This window comes from Streptomyces sp. NPDC030183 (assembly GCF_055573455.1).
On the sequence record NZ_JBVIBK010000008.1, the window covers coordinates 192,620 to 209,128 of the forward strand.

The 16,509-nt window shown below is 73.7% G+C and carries 10 protein-coding genes; 7 read left to right on the plus strand and 3 right to left on the minus strand.

Translation table 11 applies throughout. The annotated features are described in order from the left end of the window. Positions 1-188 precede the first annotated feature (188 nt). Positions 189-1,817 carry a DUF5691 domain-containing protein gene (locus tag ACZ4Z2_RS12250; protein ID WP_468074957.1) on the minus strand — a complete coding sequence of 543 codons (1,629 nt, stop codon included), beginning with the start codon at positions 1,815-1,817 and terminating at the stop codon, positions 189-191. 190 nt (positions 1,818-2,007) lie between these two features. After that, positions 2,008-3,366, minus strand: a complete 1,359-nt coding sequence (locus tag ACZ4Z2_RS12255) for an SWIM zinc finger family protein (RefSeq protein ID WP_468074959.1) — start codon at positions 3,364-3,366, stop codon at positions 2,008-2,010. Positions 3,367-3,499: 133 nt separating this feature from the next. On the opposite strand from ACZ4Z2_RS12255, the gene ACZ4Z2_RS12260 reads away from it, so the two are divergent. The 7 genes from ACZ4Z2_RS12260 (at position 3,500) to sucD (ending at position 15,196) form a co-directional block, all read left to right on the plus strand. Next, complete coding sequence (locus tag ACZ4Z2_RS12260; protein WP_468074961.1) at positions 3,500-4,693, plus strand: ATP-binding protein; 1,194 nt, start codon at positions 3,500-3,502, stop codon at positions 4,691-4,693. Continuing rightward, complete coding sequence (locus ACZ4Z2_RS12265; protein WP_468075107.1) at positions 4,672-7,293, plus strand: DUF5682 family protein; 2,622 nt, start codon at positions 4,672-4,674, stop codon at positions 7,291-7,293. The genes ACZ4Z2_RS12260 and ACZ4Z2_RS12265 overlap by 22 nt, the downstream gene beginning before the upstream one ends. Positions 7,294-7,447: 154 nt before the next feature. Next, on the plus strand, positions 7,448-8,650 hold the full coding sequence (locus ACZ4Z2_RS12270; RefSeq protein ID WP_468074962.1) for a vWA domain-containing protein: 1,203 nt from the start codon (positions 7,448-7,450) through the stop codon (positions 8,648-8,650). 379 nt (positions 8,651-9,029) lie between these two features. Next, entirely contained in the window at positions 9,030-10,115 is a 1,086-nt protein-coding gene (locus tag ACZ4Z2_RS12275; RefSeq protein WP_468074964.1) for a hypothetical protein, read from the plus strand. A 258-nt stretch (positions 10,116-10,373) separates the two neighbouring features. Continuing rightward, entirely contained in the window at positions 10,374-12,530 is a 2,157-nt protein-coding gene (locus tag ACZ4Z2_RS12280) for a hypothetical protein (RefSeq protein ID WP_468074965.1), read from the plus strand. Positions 12,531-13,113: 583 nt separating this feature from the next. Further along, the gene (gene sucC / locus ACZ4Z2_RS12285; protein ID WP_468074967.1) at positions 13,114-14,292 is read left to right on the plus strand and encodes an ADP-forming succinate--CoA ligase subunit beta; all 1,179 of its coding nucleotides are present in this window, start codon (positions 13,114-13,116) and stop codon (positions 14,290-14,292) included. Between the two features lie 19 nt (positions 14,293-14,311). Further along, entirely contained in the window at positions 14,312-15,196 is an 885-nt protein-coding gene (sucD, locus tag ACZ4Z2_RS12290) for a succinate--CoA ligase subunit alpha (RefSeq protein WP_055523184.1), read from the plus strand. A gap of 241 nt (positions 15,197-15,437) precedes the next feature. Here sucD and ACZ4Z2_RS12295 read toward each other — a convergent pair whose 3' ends face one another. Then, on the minus strand, positions 15,438-16,472 hold the full coding sequence (locus ACZ4Z2_RS12295; RefSeq protein ID WP_468074969.1) for an RNA polymerase sigma factor: 1,035 nt from the start codon (positions 16,470-16,472) through the stop codon (positions 15,438-15,440). Between the last annotated feature and the right edge of the window lie 37 nt (positions 16,473-16,509).

Consider the following 16,509-nt stretch of genomic DNA (forward strand, 5'->3'; position numbering starts at 1 on the left):
CCCGAGATCCGCTGGGGATACGGGGGCGGCTTCGCGGCTGGCACCGCGTGGTGGGGCGTCTGGGGGCGGGTCGCGGGTACCTCTGCGGCGAAAAGCGTGGGGCGCAGCCCCCGCTTTTCAGGGGCGCGGGGAACTGCGCGAGAAACCCCACCCCACCCGCACCCGCCCATGAACCCGGCAGCCCCGAGCTACGAGGCGCCCGGCGTACCCGGCGGAGCCAACTCCGCTCTCATCGTCGCGCGCAGCCGCAGCGTCGTCGCCAGGCGCTGGAACGCCTCTGCCCAGTAGCCCCCGGCGCCGGGCGCCGCGTCCTCCTGTTCCTCCGTGGCCGCGGTGAGCGGTTCGAGGCGCACGGCCTCGTCCGGGTCCAGGCATCGCTCGGCCAGGCCCATCACCCCGCTGAAGCTCCAGGGGTAACTGCCGGCGTCCCGCGCGATGTCCAGGGCGTCCACCACGGCCCGGCCCAGCGGCGGCGCCCACGGCACGTCGCACACGCCGAGCAGCTGGAACGCCTCCGACAGGCCGTGCGTCCCGATGAACCCGGCGACCCACTCGGCCCGTTCGTCGGCGTCCAACGCCGCCAGGAGCTTCGCCCGCTCGGCCAGCGACACGGCCCCCGGCCCGCCCGCCTCGGGAGTGGCGGGCGCCCCCAACAGCGCCCGTGACCAGCGGGGATCGCGCTGGCGAACCGCCGCCCTGCACCAGGCGCCGTGCAGCTCCGCCTGCCAGTCGTCCGCGACCGGCAGAGCCACGATCTCCTCCGGTGTACGACCGCCGAGCCGCGCCGACCAGGCGTCCAGCGGTGCCGCCTCCACCAACTGGCCCAGCCACCAGGACCGTTCACCCCGGCCTGTCGGCGCCTTGGGCTGGACACCGTCCCGTTCCATGCCCGGGTCGCACTCGTGCGGCGCCTCGACCACGATCGTGGGTGTGTCGCCCGTACGGTCCACGGCCACGCACGCGGTCGCCCGCCGCGCCATCCGGCCGGCCAGTGCCGAGGTCGGCAGCGCGGACAGCAACTCCGCGGCGGTGGCCCGCACATTGCGGCTGCGATCGGACAGCGCGCCCTCCAGGAAGGGCTCGTCCGCCTCGCCCAGCCCCGTCCGGAGCGAGTCGAGGAACATCAACCGGTCCTCGGCTCGTTCCGTCGGCCAGGTGGTGACCAGCAACTCCCTTGCAGCACCCGCGTCCTGGGCGCGCAGGGCGGTGAGCAGCGCCACTCGCTCGGCGAACAGGCCCTCGTGCCAGAGGCGTTGTACGCGCTCCGGTTCGTCCGCGCCGGGCAGCGTCGAACCACCACCGGGCGCGGCCCGCAGTGCGAAACGCCAGTCCGTGTTCAGTCGGGCCAGCCACAACGCGCGCGTGCCCGCGAAGGACAGGGCCGCGGTTCGCAGATCCGTACGGCCGCGCGCCGCGTCGAGCAGCGCCGGCAGCATCTCCGGCGGCGCCGCGTACCCGTGCGCGTTGGCCAGCGCCAGCCACTGGGGCAGCAGCTCCATCAGGTCCGGCGCCGTGCCCCGGCGACCGCCGCCCGTGCCGGGCCGGTCCGTCAGCAGCGTCGCCAACCGGCGGGCCGCCGCCGGCGGCAACGGGGGTCGCCTGTCCGGTGCGGCGGGCTCCGGTCGCGCCGCCGCCCGCACGGGCCGCAGCCCCGCCCTGCGCCGCACGGTCTCCACCGCCGCCGCGTCCAGCAGGGCCACGGGCGCTTCCCGGCCGGACGCCGACACCGGAGGCGTACGGCGGTCGGTGCCGAGCAGAGCTGTCGTGACGAGCTCCTCCCAGGCGGCGCCCGCCTGCGCGGTTGACGTGCTCCTCATGACAGTTCCTTCCGTACGGGGACGGCCGGGTGGACGGGCCCGGCCGGTCGGCCGGTGCTCGCGAGCGCGGTGCCGCCTTCCTTCACCACAGGGCTTTCCTTCAGCACAGGTCCTCCCTTCAGCACAGGTCCTCCCTTCAGCACAGGTCCTCCCTTCAGCACAGGTCCTCCCCTCACCACAGGTCCTGCCCTCAGCACAGGGCCACCGCCTGTCCCGACGGCTCCTCCGGCCACGCCGTCAGCGGAGTGAAGCCCCGGTGGCCGCACTCGCCGAAGACCGTGACGGGGGCGCCCCCGGACAGGGCGACGAGGCGCCACAGGCCGGGGCGTGAGCGGGCGGACGGAGTGATCGGCAGGGCCAGGTCGCCTTCCGGGTCCGCCAACTGCCAGGAGTCGCCGACCGGGGTGGGTGTCACCCGGGCGAGCGTGACCGGGTACGAGTCGAGCCACGGGTCGTCCCGTAGGGCTTCGCCGTAACGGGTGGCCGCCTCGGCCGGAGTCACTCCGGGTGGCCGGATGTCCGCGGGTGCGGGCGCCGTGAACCGCTCGCCCAGGGCCGCTCTGAGCTGCCCGCCGCCCGGGTACGCCGACACCTCCGCCTCGAACGCCAGGCCCACCGGCAGCGACAGCTCGGGCGCGCGGCCCGCGGCCCCGTACGACAGGAGCAGGGCCGTACGGCCCGACTCGGCGCCGTGGAGCCAGATACGGCGCGTGGTGAGGCGGGAGTCGGACGTGTCGTACTGGGCGAGGGCCAGCCAGCGGTCACGGACCGGGGGCCCGTCCGCCGAGCCCGGCAGGCCGACACGGGAGCGGACCGTCGCCGCGAGGCCCTCCGGGAGGCTCTCGCGGCGCAGCCAGCCCTGGTCGAGCAGGTGGAGGAGGGCGCACTCTTCCAGGAGCCGGACCGGCCATCCCGTGCCCGATCCCGGTATCGCCCCCAATTCCCGTACCCGCGCGGCGAGTCCGGGAGCCTGCGCGTCGACCATGCGGGCGGCCGTCTCCTCCCACAGGCCGTATCCCGCCTGCTCCGCGGCGGCGAGGCCGCCGCGGAGCAGGTCGGTCAGGCGCTGTTCGAGCTCGGTCGCGCCCGCGGTGATGCGCTCGGCGCGCCGCTCGGCCCGGCGCCGCGCCGCCTCGGGGTCAGCGGACGTGGCCCCAGATGCCGCGCCCGTCCTCGTCGTCCTCTCCGCTGCGCGCCTGCGGCGGCCTTCCAGCCACTGCTCCGCCCAGTCCGGCGCCTGCCCAGGCGGCACCGCACCGGCGTCGCCCGCCCAGAGCAGCAGCAGTCCCAGCGCGTGCTTGCACGGGAATTTGCGGCTCGGACAACTGCACTTGTACGCGGGCCCGGATGAGTCCGCGACGTCGACCACAGTCTGATACGGCTTGCTGCCACTGCCTTTGCACAGTCCCCACACCGTCCCCTCGTCCGAAGTGCCCGCCTGCGACCACGGTCCGGCCGCGGCGAGTTTGCTTCCGGCTTTGCGCGAGGCTGCGTCAGGTGCCAGTGCCAGCACCTGCTCAGCCGTCCAGCGCACCCCCTGCTGAGTCATGTTCCGAAGGTAGATCCCACCACTGACAATTGGCTTGCGCCAATGGATTTCCGCAGGTCAGACTGGATTGTCAGTGGCGTGGTGCAGTGTGGTCAGCAGATCCGAACCGGCCGAGCTGGAGGGGGACTCAGCCATGCCTGCGTCCGTAGAAACGACCACTGTCGACCCGAGCCGCAACCAGTCCGCGCCCGCGAACGCGCACACGGAAGCGCACACGGATGCGCGCGCCCAGCGTGCGCCGGCGGGCGGCGAGGAACTGCGCCCGCACGCCGAGCACGCCTTCGCCCATGAACTCGCCGCGCTCGCGGCCCAGGACGACCGCCCCCGCCCGGTCCGCTGGAAGCTGTCGCCGTGGGCGGTCGCCACGTATCTGCTCGGCGGGACGCTTCCGGACGGCACGGTGATCACACCCAAGTACGTCGGCCCGCGCCGCATCGTCGAGGTCGCCGTCACCACCCTCGCCACCGACCGCGCCCTGCTGCTGCTCGGTGTGCCCGGTACCGCCAAGACCTGGGTCTCCGAGCACCTCGCGGCGGCCGTCAGCGGCGACTCGACCCTGCTCGTGCAGGGCACCGCCGGCACCCCGGAGGAGGCGATCCGCTACGGCTGGAACTACGCGCAGCTGCTCGCCCACGGCCCGAGCCGCGACGCCCTCGTGCCCAGCCCCGTCATGCGCGCCATGTCCGAGGGCATGACCGCCCGCGTCGAGGAACTGACCCGCATCCCGGCCGACGTCCAGGACACCCTGATCACGATCCTGTCCGAGAAGACCCTGCCCATCCCGGAGTTGGGTCAGGAAGTACAGGCCGTCCGCGGCTTCAACCTGATCGCCACGGCCAACGACCGCGACCGCGGGGTCAACGACCTGTCGAGCGCCCTGCGCCGCCGCTTCAACACCGTCGTGCTGCCGCTGCCGGAGAGCGCCGACGCCGAGGTCGAGATCGTCTCGCGCCGCGTCGACCAGATCGGCCGCTCTCTCGACCTGCCGGCCGTGCCGGACGGCATCGACGAGATCCGCCGGGTCGTCACCGTCTTCCGCGAACTGCGCGACGGCGTCACCACGGACGGCCGTACGAAGCTGAAGTCGCCCAGCGGCACACTCTCCACCGCCGAGGCGATCTCCGTCGTCACCAACGGGCTGGCGCTCGCCGCCCATTTCGGTGACGGCGTCCTGCGCCCCTCCGACGTGGCCGCGGGCATCCTCGGCGCCGTCGTCCGCGACCCGGCCGCCGACCGTGTCATCTGGCAGGAGTACCTGGAGGCGGTCGTTCGCGAGCGCGACGGCTGGACCGACTTCTACCGCGCCTGCCGCGAGGTGAGCGCGTGACGGCCCGGCAGGAGCCCCCGGCGGGCCCGCGGCCGTCCGGCGCCGGGCCACTGCTCCTCGGGGTACGGCACCACGGACCGGGCTCGGCGCGGGCGGTGCGGGCCGCGCTGGAGGCGGCCCGGCCCCGGGTCGTGCTGATCGAGGGCCCGCCGGAGGCCGACGCCCTGATCCCGCTCGCCGCCGACGAGGACATGCGGCCCCCGGTCGCCCTCCTCGGCCACGCGGTCGACGAGCCCGGCCGCTCCGCGTTCTGGCCCTTCGCCGAGTTCTCCCCCGAGTGGGTGGCCATCCGCTGGGCCCTGGAGCACGAGGTCCCCGCCCGCTTCATCGACCTCCCGGCGACGCACACGCTCGCCTGGGGGCGGGAGGACACGGCAGCCGAGCCGGACGGACCGACCTCGGGGGCGGAGGAGCCGGGGTCGGAGGGGTCGGTGTCCGCGGTGGACGCCCCGGTACCGGGTGCGGACGGCAAGGGAGCACCGGAGGGCGCCGTACCCGAGGAGGCCGAGGAGCGGAGCGGGGGCGGTGGCGCCGAGCCGGTCGAGGAGGACGCCAGGGACGGCGGTGCGGGATCCCCGGAAGACCTGGTCCGCGTCGATCCGCTGGCCGCGCTCGCGGAAGCCGCCGGCTACGACGACCCGGAGCGCTGGTGGGAGGACGTGGTCGAGCACCGGGGGACGGGCGGGGACGCGTTCGCGCCGTTCGCCGTGCTGGAGGAGGCCATGACGGCGTTGCGGGAGGTGTACGGCACCGGGGGCCATGACCGCGACCCGGTGCGCGAGGCGTACATGCGCCTGCAGACCCGGGCCGCGCAGAAGGAGTTCGGGGACGACGAGGTGGCCGTCGTGTGCGGGGCCTGGCACGTGCCCGCCCTCCGGGAGAAGCGGACCATGGCCGCCGACCGGGCCCTGCTCAAGGGGTTGCCCAAAGTCAAGGCCGACATGACCTGGGTGCCGTGGACGCACCGGAGGCTGGCCCGGGCCAGCGGCTACGGCGCGGGGATCGACTCTCCGGGATGGTACGGGCACCTGTTCGGCGTGCCCGACCGTCCCGTGGAGCGATGGCTGACCAAGGTGGCCGGCCTGCTGCGCGAGGAGGACCGGATCGTCTCCTCCGCGCACGTCATCGAGGCGGTACGGCTGGCGGAGACGCTCGCGGCGATGCGCGGGCGCCCCCTGCCGGGCCTCACGGAGACCACCGACGCCGTACGGGCCGTGATGTGTGAGGGCTCGGACGTGCCCCTGTCACTGGTGCACGACCGGCTGGTGGTCGGGGATGTGCTGGGTGAGGTGCCCGCGGCGGCGCCGGCCGTGCCGTTGCAGCGGGACCTGGCGCGGCTCCAGCGGCGGCTGCGCCTCAAGCCGGAGGCCCTGGAACGGGAGCTGGAGCTCGACCTGCGCAAGGAGAACGACGCGGAGCGCAGCCGACTCCTTCACCGGCTGCGGCTGCTCGGCATCGCGTGGGGCGAGCCCACGGTGTCGCGGAGCAGCACGGGGACGTTCCGCGAGACCTGGCGCATGCGCTGGGAACCGGAGCTCGCGGTGCGGGTCGCCGAGGCCGGGGTGTGGGGGACGACCGTGCTCGCGGCGGCGACCGCGAAGGCCGAGGCGGACGCCCTTTCCGCCCAGTCGCTCGCCGACATCACCGCCCTCGCCGAGCACTGCCTGCTGGCCGAACTGACCGACGCCCTGCCCGTGGTGATGGGGGTCCTCGCCGACCGCGCCGCCCTCGACGCCGATGTCGCCCACCTCGCCCAGGCACTTCCCGCCCTGGTCCGGTCCCTGCGCTACGGCGACGTCCGCGCCACCGACACCCGGGCGCTGACCGAGGTCGCCGCCGGGCTCGCCGAGCGGATCTTCGTGGGACTCCCGCCGGCCTGCGTCGCGCTCGACGCCGAGGCGGCCCAGGAGATGCGTCGTCATGTGGACGCGGTGCACGCGGCGGTGGGCCTGCTGGGCGACGCCGTCGGCACCGGGCACGGTGACAGAGGTGGCAGCGGTGACCGATGTGGCAGCGGTGACCTGGGCGGCCGGGGTGACACGCGTGGCATACGGGTCCGCTGGCACTCCGTCCTGCGCGTGCTGTCCGGGCGCGACACCGTGCCGGGTGTCATCCGCGGCCGGGCGGTACGACTCCTGCTGGACGACGGGGAGTTGGGGCAGGACGAGGCGGCCCGGCTCATGGGGCTCGTGCTGTCGCCTGGCACGGCTCCGGCCGACGCAGCGGCTTGGATCGAAGGGTTCGTAGGCGGCGGCTCGGGCGGCGGCATGCTGCTGGTCCACGACGAACGGCTGCTCGGGCTGGTGGACTCCTGGCTGACCGGGGTGCCGGGGGACGCCTTCACGGACGTACTGCCGTTGCTGCGGCGGACGTTCTCGGTGTACGAGCCCGGGGTGCGCAGAACGCTGGGCGAACTGGTGCGGCGCGGCCCCGGGCGGGGGAGCGCCGCGGCGGCCGGCGGATCCGGCGCCGCGGGCTTCACCGACGATCTCGACGGCGACCGCGCGGACGCGGTGCTGCCGGTGGTGCGGCTGCTGCTGGGCCTGGACGACGACCAGGCCCGCACGGACGACAACGACCTCGCGGGGGTGGCGGGATGACGAACGACGAACTGAGGGATACGGGGCGGATCGCCGGCGCGGTGGCCGTTGGGGAAGGGCACGGACACGCGCCGGGGCCACGGTCGGAAGCCCGGCCGACGACGACCGTGCCGGTGATGCCGCTGTGGGCCCGGCCTCGTACGGGGGTGCGCGCATGACGGCGAGAAGGACCAGGGACGCGGCGAACGCGACCAGCGAGGGCGCGGGTGGGAGCGGGGCCGACGAGCGGTTGCGGCGCTGGCGGCTCGTGCTCGGCGGGGACTCGGCCGACGGCACCGGATGCGCGCTCGGCGGCCGGGACGCGGCGATGGACCAGGCGCTGACCGCGCTGTACGGCAAGGGGGACAAGCCGCGGACGGGGAGGGACCGTTCGGCGGGGCTCGGGGCGTCGGCGCCGTCGGTGGCGCGGTGGCTCGGGGATATCCGGACGTACTTCCCCTCCTCCGTCGTCCAGGTCATGCAGCGTGACGCGATCGACCGGCTCGGGTTGTCCACGCTGCTGCTGGAGCCGGAGATGCTGGAGGCGGTGGAGGCCGACGTCCATCTCGTCGGCACCCTCCTCTCGCTCAACAAGGCCATGCCGGAGACGACGAAGGAGACCGCGCGGGCCGTCGTACGCAAGGTCGTCGAAGACCTGGAGAAGCGGCTCGCGACCCGCACCCGGGCCACCCTCACCGGCGCCCTCGACCGCAGCGCCCGGGTCAGCAGGCCACGCCACCACGACATCGACTGGAACCGCACGATCGCGGCCAACCTGAAGAACTACCTGCCCGAGTACCGCACGGTCGTGCCGGAGCGGCTCATCGGTTACGGGCGGGCCTCGCAGTCGGTGAAAAAGGAGGTCATCCTCTGCATCGACCAGTCGGGGTCGATGGCGGCGTCCGTCGTCTACGCGTCCGTGTTCGGGGCGGTGCTCGCCTCGATGCGGTCCATCAGCACCCGGCTCGTCGTCTTCGACACGGCGGTCGTCGACCTCACCGACCAGCTCGACGACCCGGTCGACGTGCTCTTCGGCACCCAGCTCGGCGGCGGCACGGACATCAACAGGGCGCTCGCCTACTGCCAGGCGCAGATCACCCGGCCCGCGGAGACGGTGGTCGTCCTGATCAGCGACCTCTACGAGGGCGGGATACGGAACGAGATGCTGAAGCGGGTGGCGGCGATGAAGGCGTCGGGGGTGCAGTTCGTGACGCTGCTCGCGCTCTCCGACGAAGGGGCGCCCGCGTACGACCGCGAGCACGCGGCGGCCCTCTCCGCCCTCGGCGCACCGGCGTTCGCCTGCACGCCCGATCTCTTCCCGGAGGTGATGGCGGCGGCGATCGAGAAGCGACCGCTGCCGATCCCGGACAGCGCGTGAGGGGGCGTGACCGCGGGGATGTCGGTGTCGGTCTCGGTGTCGGTGTCGGTGTCGGTGTCGGTGTCGGTGTCGGTGTCGGTGCGGGTACCTGTGCGGGTGCCTGTGCCGGAGTGTGCGGTGTGACAAGGGAGATGAATCGGACAGGGGAGGTTGAAAAGCGGACATGACAACGCATCAGCGGCGGGGGGCTTGCGCGACGGCGGGCGGTCCGTGCGAGGATCGGCAACGCTTCACAGCCTTCACACGGGTGTTCGCATCTCCACCCCTTACTCCGTAGTAGCCGCACGGGAGGAACCTCCCCGTCTTGACTCCCAGAGCCGCACTTCCCCGAGCCGGTGCCGCCCTGCGCGCGTTGCGCGGAGCCACCGGGCGCCGTGGGATGCGGGTTCTGCTGGTGGTGAGCGGGCTGTTCGTGCTCGGGCTTCTGTGCGCCGGGCAGGCGAACGCGGCAGCGGGCGCTGCGACTTCGTCCGCGGTCGACACGAGCGCCGGTGCTACGCGCCCTGGCGGTACGGAGGCTGGGGATACGGGGAGTGCGGGCCTGGGGCCTGCGGATGCTGTTCCCGGGGATCTGGGTTCTGTTGATCCGGTGGGCGCCCTCACCGATTCGGTCACCGAAGTCACCGGCGTGGTCGGTGCCGTGGTGCCGGCGGCCGGTGGGCACACCGTCGAGCCGGTGACACGGCATGCGGTGCGGCCCGTGACGGAACACGCCGCGCCTCCGGTTGACCGGGACGTGCTGCGGCCTGTCACCGAGGACGTCCTGGAGCCGGTGGCCGAGGACGTTCTGCGGCCGGTGACCGAAGGTGCGTTGCGGCCGGTGACGGAGGGCGTGTCGCGGCCGGTGACCGAGGGTGTGTTGCGGCCCGTCGGTGGTGTCGTCGAGTCGGTGACCCGGGGGTTGGGGGACGAGGCGTCGTTCCCGCCGGGGGCTCAGATGCCGTCGTGGCCTGGGGGTCCCGGTTTTCCGGGGCTCCCTGAAGTGCCGGAAGGGCCGGGGCTGCCCGAACTGCCTGAGCTGCCCGGGGCCCCTGCTTGGCCTGCGTTGCCGGGGGCGACGTCGCCTGTCGACGTGACGCCTCGGGAGCCGGGCGGGGCGCGGCCCGCGAAGGCCGGACGTGGTGACGGCGGCGGCCGTGCGCAGCACGTCGGTTCGGCTCACGTCGTGCATGGACCGTTCGCCGGCGACGGTGACGTGACAGCCGTGGCGGTGCCCCGCCGTGACGCCGGGGCGGGGGACGCGCGTGTCGGGCGGACGCCCGGGCCGCAGGGTCCCGACGGTGTGCCCACGGGTGCCCTCGGTGGTCACTCCGCGGTCGACAACGGCGGGCCGCGCCACGCCGAGCCGCACGCCATCACTTCTCTTCACCGGGCGCCGCAGAGCCTCGTGCCCGGCGCCACCGCGGTCGATCCCGCGGACGGGACCCGGGAGCGGCACCGGGACATCCCCGAGTTCCCCGGATAGGGCAGGCCGTCCTCCCCCGCCGCACTCGTCGAGCGGGGGCGTGACAGATCCGCCCTCCGTCCGGAGCGCCCCTCCTCTTCCGGAGGCCCGGACGAAACCCCTTGGAACCGGTACCGCGAGCCCGTCGTAGCGACGGAGGCGACGACGCCCGGTGCACAACCGCCGGCCCACTTCCGGGCCCCAACCCACGCGGTGGCACCGGTCGCGGTTTCCCATCCGGTTCCCACGACTCGGAATCCCGAAGGAACTGACGTACGCATGAACAAGAACATCCGCCGCTCCATCGTCATAGCCGCCGGTGTCACCGGCGCGTGGGCGCTCGGGTCCGCCGCCGCCAGCGCGGAGGAGCTGCCCGCGTCGACGCTCACCGTGCCCGACGTGAGCGTGGACGCTCCCGACTTGGACACCGCCGACACGGACACCACCGGTAAGGGCGCCGCAGGCACGGTCGGCGACACCCTGGGCACGGTCACCGGCACGGTGGGCGGCACCCTCTCCGAGGTCACCGGCGGCGTCTCGGACGTCACCTCGTCAGACGAGGTCAGCGGCGCGGCCGGGACGGTCGCCGACACCACGGCCGGGCTGGAGTCCACGTCCGACGACGCGGCGAGGGCCGTCGGCGGCCACGTCGCCGCGCAGGCCGAGAGGACCGCCGCGCCCCGGCCTATCGGGGCCGCGGACCAGGCTCGGCGCTACGTCGACGGCGAGGTCCGACACGCCGTGGGCAAGGGTTCCGGCCGGGCTGTCGGGACCACCGAGTACACCGTCGGCACGGCCCGGGCGACGGCCGAGGCGCCCCAGAGCCCCGGTGACGGGATCGACTACCTCATCGGCCCGCTGGCCGCCTTCGCCCCCGAACTGGAGGAGGCCCTCGCCGCCGCCCGGACCCGGCTCCGGGGCACCGGCGACGCCGCCCGGGGCACGGCAGCGCAGCGCCTCCACGCCGTGACCACCGGCGCGGACCGCACGGCAACCGCCGCCCGCACCACGACCCACGGCACGGCCCACGGCACGGCCCACGGCACGGCCCAGGGCTCCGCCCTCGGTATGGCCGGCGGCACGGCACACGGGGCCCACACCCGGCTCACGGCGCCGATCGACCAGGCCCGATCGCGGGTCAACACCACCACCTCGGCCGCCCGGTCCACGATCGCCGATGTCCCGGCCCACGTCACGGGCCGGATCGCGGACGTCCGTACGACGGTCGTCGACGAGACCGTCACCGCCGTCGCGCCCCCGGTCCTCGGCACGGCCGTCGACGGGGCGGCCCCGGTGGCGGGCCGTACCGCCGGCGACGTCGCGACCCTGACCGGCACGACCGTCACCCACACCACCGCCCTGACGCACGGCGCGGTCGCCGACACCACCGCCCAGGCCCACGGTGCCGTCGCCGCCACCACGGACGTGGCGTACGGCGCGGTCGTCCGTACCACCGGCGTGGCGCGGGGCGCCGTCTCCGGTACCGGCGCGCTCGCCGACCAGTCGCTGGCCGGTGTCGAGGTACTCGGGCAAGGGGTCACGGGTGACGCGTCCGCGCTCACCGGACACGTCGTGGCCGACGCACCGCCCTACGCGTCCGGTGTGGCCGCGTACGCCGTCGACGGCACGACCGACGCGGTGCTTCCGCCGGTCGCGCGCACTGTCGTGGACGGGGTGCTGCCCGTCGCCGGGCAGGCGGTTCGAGACGCGGGCGGGGTGGCGTACGGCGTCGCCGGGGATGTGACGCCGTTCGCCGAGGACGTCGTCGGCGGGGCGGGGCCGCTGGCCACGGGCCTCGTCGGGGAGCGGATCGCGCCCTTCGCGGAGCAGCTGGTCGCGGAGGACGTGGCCGGCTTCGCGGAGGAGCGGGTCGCCGAGGGCGCGGCGGCTCTGGCCGAGCGGTTGGTCGTCGAGAACGCGGCGCCGTTCGCGGGGCGGCTGGTCAGGGAGGAGGCCGGGCCGTTCGCGCAGAGCGCGGCCGGGGCGGTGCGGCCGTTCGCGGACGGCACGGTCGGTGCCGTACAGCCCGTCGCGGACGCGGTCCTCGGTCATGTCCGGCCCGTGGCCGACGGTGTCGCCGGGAGCGCGACCCGCCTGGCCGACGGCGTGGCGGCCGACGCCGCGCCCTTCGTGTACGGCATGGCGGACGGGGTCACCCCCTTCGCGTCCGGCGTGGCGGGTGACGTGGCGCCCTTCGCGCACGGCGTGACCGAGGGCGTGGCGCCCTTCGCGTACGAGGTGGCGGATGACGTCACCCCCTTCGCGCACGGTGTCGCGGGCGAGGCCGGCCCGGTCGCCGGGCAGGTCGCCCCGTTGGCCGAGGACCTCACCGGAACCGTCCGCACGACCGGCACCCCGCTGGCCGGCAACGCCGTCACCGGCGCCGAGAGCCTCGCCGACTCGACCACGCCGAGCTACGTCCCGCGCGGCCTCTGACCGTGTCCATCCGCCCTCCGTCCCCCACGGCGGCCCCGGCCCCCTCCCCCACGGCGGCCCCCGGCCCCGCACCTGCGGCGGCCGATCGGCGCAGCCGGACGACGAGCCCGGTGAAGGCGGGCGAGTGACGGCAGGCGGTTCGTAGTACTTCCCTCCGGCGGTGGAAACCCGGACGGCCGAAAACCGTCGGTCAGGTTCGGGTGGAAGCCGGCGGAGGGGGGCGGGTGGTCCTCATTGGGGAGACGATCATCCGCCGCCCCGGGCCCTTCCCCGTCGGAAAGGGCCCGGACAGGGGCCTCACCAGGCGCACCCCAGCCCGGTGAGGCCCCGCAATACGCAGCACATGCGGCTCACACCCGGCACGCCGTGCCAGTGAGCCCGGCATCATGTGACAGGTATCACCGCGCAGGTGTGACATGCGATTTAGAGGGCTCCCGGAAGCAGAGATAACCTGCGAGACGGACATGCCGCGCGCTCGGACACCGTGTGCGCCTCCCTTGTGACTCTCGGCGGACGTCACGTTGCCCTTCGCGGCACGCCCACGCATCCAACGAACCGCGATCACTGATAGGGACGGAAGCGCGTGGACCTGTTCGAGTACCAGGCGAGGGACCTCTTCGCCAAGCACGGTGTACCGGTGCTGGCCGGTGAAGTCATCGACACGCCTGAGGCGGCGCGCGAGATCACCGAGCGGCTGGGCGGCAAGTCGGTCGTCAAGGCTCAGGTGAAGGTCGGTGGTCGAGGCAAGGCCGGCGGCGTGAAGCTCGCCGCCACCCCGGACGAGGCCGTCGCCCGTGCGACGGACATCCTCGGCATGGACATCAAGGGCCACACGGTCCACAAGGTGATGATCGCCGAGACCGCTCCGGAGATCGTCGAGGAGTACTACGTCTCCTTCCTCCTCGACCGCACCAACCGCACCTTCCTCTCCATCGCCTCCGTCGAGGGCGGCATGGAGATCGAGGAGGTGGCGGCCACCCGCCCCGAGGCCGTCGCCAAGACCCCGATCGACGCCAACGAGGGCGTGACCCCCGAGGTCGCCCGCCGGATCGTCGAGGCCGCGAAGTTCCCGGCCGAGGTCGCCGACAAGGTCGCCGACATCCTCGTCACCCTGTGGAAGACCTTCGTCGCCGAGGACGCGCTCCTCGTCGAGGTCAACCCGCTGGCGAAGGTCGCCTCCGGCGACGTCATCGCCCTCGACGGCAAGGTCTCCCTGGACGAGAACGCCGAGTTCCGTCAGCCCTCGCACGAGGAGCTCCAGGACAAGGCGTCGGCCAACCCGCTGGAGGCCGCCGCCAAGGAGAAGGGCCTCAACTACGTCAAGCTCGACGGTGAGGTCGGCATCATCGGCAACGGCGCGGGTCTCGTCATGAGCACCCTGGACGTCGTCGCCTACGCCGGCGAGAACCACGGTGGCGTCAAGCCCGCCAACTTCCTCGACATCGGCGGTGGCGCCTCCGCCGCCGTCATGGCGAACGGCCTGGAGATCATCCTCGGCGACCCGGACGTCAAGTCCGTCTTCGTCAACGTCTTCGGCGGCATCACCGCGTGCGACGAGGTCGCCAACGGCATCGTGCAGGCGCTGCAGCTGCTGAAGGACAAGGGCGAGGAAGTCACCAAGCCCCTCGTCGTCCGCCTCGACGGCAACAACGCCGAGCTGGGTCGCAAGATCCTCTCCGACGCCAACCACCCGCTGGTCCAGCGCGTGGACACCATGGACGGCGCGGCCGACAAGGCCGCCGAGCTCGCGGCTGCGAAGTAAGGGACGAGGACACACAGCCATGGCTATCTTCCTCAACAAGGACAGCAAGGTCATCGTCCAGGGCATGACCGGTGCCACGGGCATGAAGCACACCAAGCTCATGCTGGCCGACGGCACGAACATCGTCGGTGGCGTTAACCCGCGCAAGGCGGGCACGACCGTTGACGTCGACGGCACCGAGATCCCGGTCTTCGGCACCGTCGCCGAGGCGATCGAGAAGACGGGCGCGAACGTATCCGTCCTCTTCGTGCCGCCGGCCTTCGCCAAGGCCGCCGTCGTCGAGGCCATCGACGCGGAGATCCCCCTCGCGGTCGTCATCACCGAGGGCATCGCGGTCCACGACTCCGCCGCGTTCTACGCGTACGCGGTCGAGAAGGGCAACAAGACCCGCATCATCGGTCCCAACTGCCCCGGTCTGATCACCCCCGGTCAGTCGAACGCCGGCATCATCCCCGGTGACATCACCAAGCCGGGCCGCATCGGTCTCGTCTCGAAGTCCGGCACGCTGACTTACCAGATGATGTACGAGCTCCGTGACATCGGCTTCTCGTCGGCCGTCGGCATCGGTGGCGACCCGGTCATCGGCACCACGCACATCGACGCGCTCGCCGCGTTCGAGGCCGACCCGGACACCGACCTCATCGTGATGATCGGTGAGATCGGCGGCGACGCCGAGGAGCGTGCCGCCGACTTCATCAAGGCGAACGTGAAGAAGCCGGTCGTCGGCTACGTCGCGGGCTTCACCGCGCCCGAGGGCAAGACCATGGGCCACGCCGGCGCCATCGTCTCCGGTTCCTCCGGTACGGCCGCCGCGAAGAAGGAGGCCCTCGAGGCCGCCGGCGTCAAGGTCGGCAAGACCCCGACCGAGACGGCGAAGCTCGCGCGCGAGATCCTGGGCGGCTGACCCACGGACTGACGGCACCTGCATCGGCATCGGAATCGGAATCGGAATCGGATCCGGCCGAACGACGCCGGGCCGGACGGGCCCGTACCCCCTGTGGGTGCGGGCCCGTCGCGTTCTCAGCGGCCGGGGCTGGGGCCCGGCGCGTGCCCCCGGCTGCAGGTGGTGGTCGGGACGGGTCGTCGGCCGCAGTCCGGCCGGTGTGGGCCGCCGGCGCCCCTGGGCCCGGTGGCTCGTCCGGGGGTCATCTGGCTTCCGGGTGCAGTCGCTCGGGGCCCGCGGCCGTCGCTGCTCTGAGTCTGGCCCGGAGTTCGAGCTGCGCGTCGGAGAGGGGGCCGGGAACCACCTTCGCGGGGACTCCGCCGACGGGGGCGCCCGGGGGGACCGGGGGCTCGTAGTGGTCGGGGGCCGTCCGGAGGGTCAGGGCGGTGGTGGTCAGGAGCACGCAGGCGAGGACGACGGCGGCGTGGATCCAGCGCTGGGCGCGCAGATCGGCCCTGGTGCGCAGCACGATCGGCCTCGTCGGCCGGGGCCGGACGTCCGCCGACAGTTCTGTCAGCAACTGGTGCAGTCGCTCGGGCGTCGTGGGTTCCGGGAGGCAGGCGGTGACGGCCGCGCGCGCGTACTGGACCCGTCCCGCCGTCGCCGGGGTGCTCGCCTCCGTCTCGGCGGCCGTGTCCGGCAGGTCCAGACCCACGCCGTCGTAGAGGACGAGAACGCGGCGGTACGGGGGCGGCAGTTTCTGAAGCGCGGCGAGCAGGGCGCGGCCGGTCGGGTCCGTCGCCGCGGCCCCTGACTCCGGCTGCGGCTCCGCCAGTGGCTCCGATGCCGACGCCGGCTGCGGCTCCTCCAGTGGCTCCGACGCCGACGCCGGCGCCGGTGGTGGCTCCGGGGTGCGGGAGCGGGCGGGGAGGTGGGGGCGCAGGCGGTTCCAGGGGGAGAGGGCGCAGTCGTGGGCCACGGCTCGCACCCAGCCGGCCGGGTCCCGGTCCACGGCCACCTCCGGCCAGCGCTGCCACGCCTGCTCGAAGGCCCGCTCGACCGCGTCGCGGGCCAGCCGACGGCTCCCGGTGAGCAGATACGTCTGCTGTACGAGGGTGGGCGCGCAGTACGTGTACAGGGCGTCGAAAGCCTGCGCGGGCGTCAGCGGCGGGGGCGCCAGCGCCGGATCGGCGGCGGCTTCGGCGTCCGTGCCGAGCGGCTGCTGATACCACTCGACCCCGGCCACGGTGTCCGCCCGCGCCTCGCCAAGAATCGCGCCCGGCGCCCCGGCATCCACCCCGGAATCACCCGCAGCCCCGTCATCGGTGTCGGCA

Excerpts from the sequence above, each read along its gene's own strand:
- ACZ4Z2_RS12250 (WP_468074957.1), bottom strand. The coding sequence starts at position 1,817 with ATGAGGAGCACGTCAACCGCGCAGGCGGGCGCCGCCTGGGAGGAGCTC.
- ACZ4Z2_RS12255 (WP_468074959.1), bottom strand. The coding sequence starts at position 3,366 with ATGACTCAGCAGGGGGTGCGCTGGACGGCTGAGCAGGTGCTGGCACTG.
- ACZ4Z2_RS12260 (WP_468074961.1), top strand. The coding sequence starts at position 3,500 with ATGCCTGCGTCCGTAGAAACGACCACTGTCGACCCGAGCCGCAACCAG.
- ACZ4Z2_RS12270 (WP_468074962.1), top strand. The coding sequence starts at position 7,448 with ATGACGGCGAGAAGGACCAGGGACGCGGCGAACGCGACCAGCGAGGGC.
- ACZ4Z2_RS12275 (WP_468074964.1), top strand. The coding sequence starts at position 9,030 with ATGCGGGTTCTGCTGGTGGTGAGCGGGCTGTTCGTGCTCGGGCTTCTG.
- ACZ4Z2_RS12280 (WP_468074965.1), top strand. The coding sequence starts at position 10,374 with ATGAACAAGAACATCCGCCGCTCCATCGTCATAGCCGCCGGTGTCACC.
- sucD (WP_055523184.1), top strand. The coding sequence starts at position 14,312 with ATGGCTATCTTCCTCAACAAGGACAGCAAGGTCATCGTCCAGGGCATG.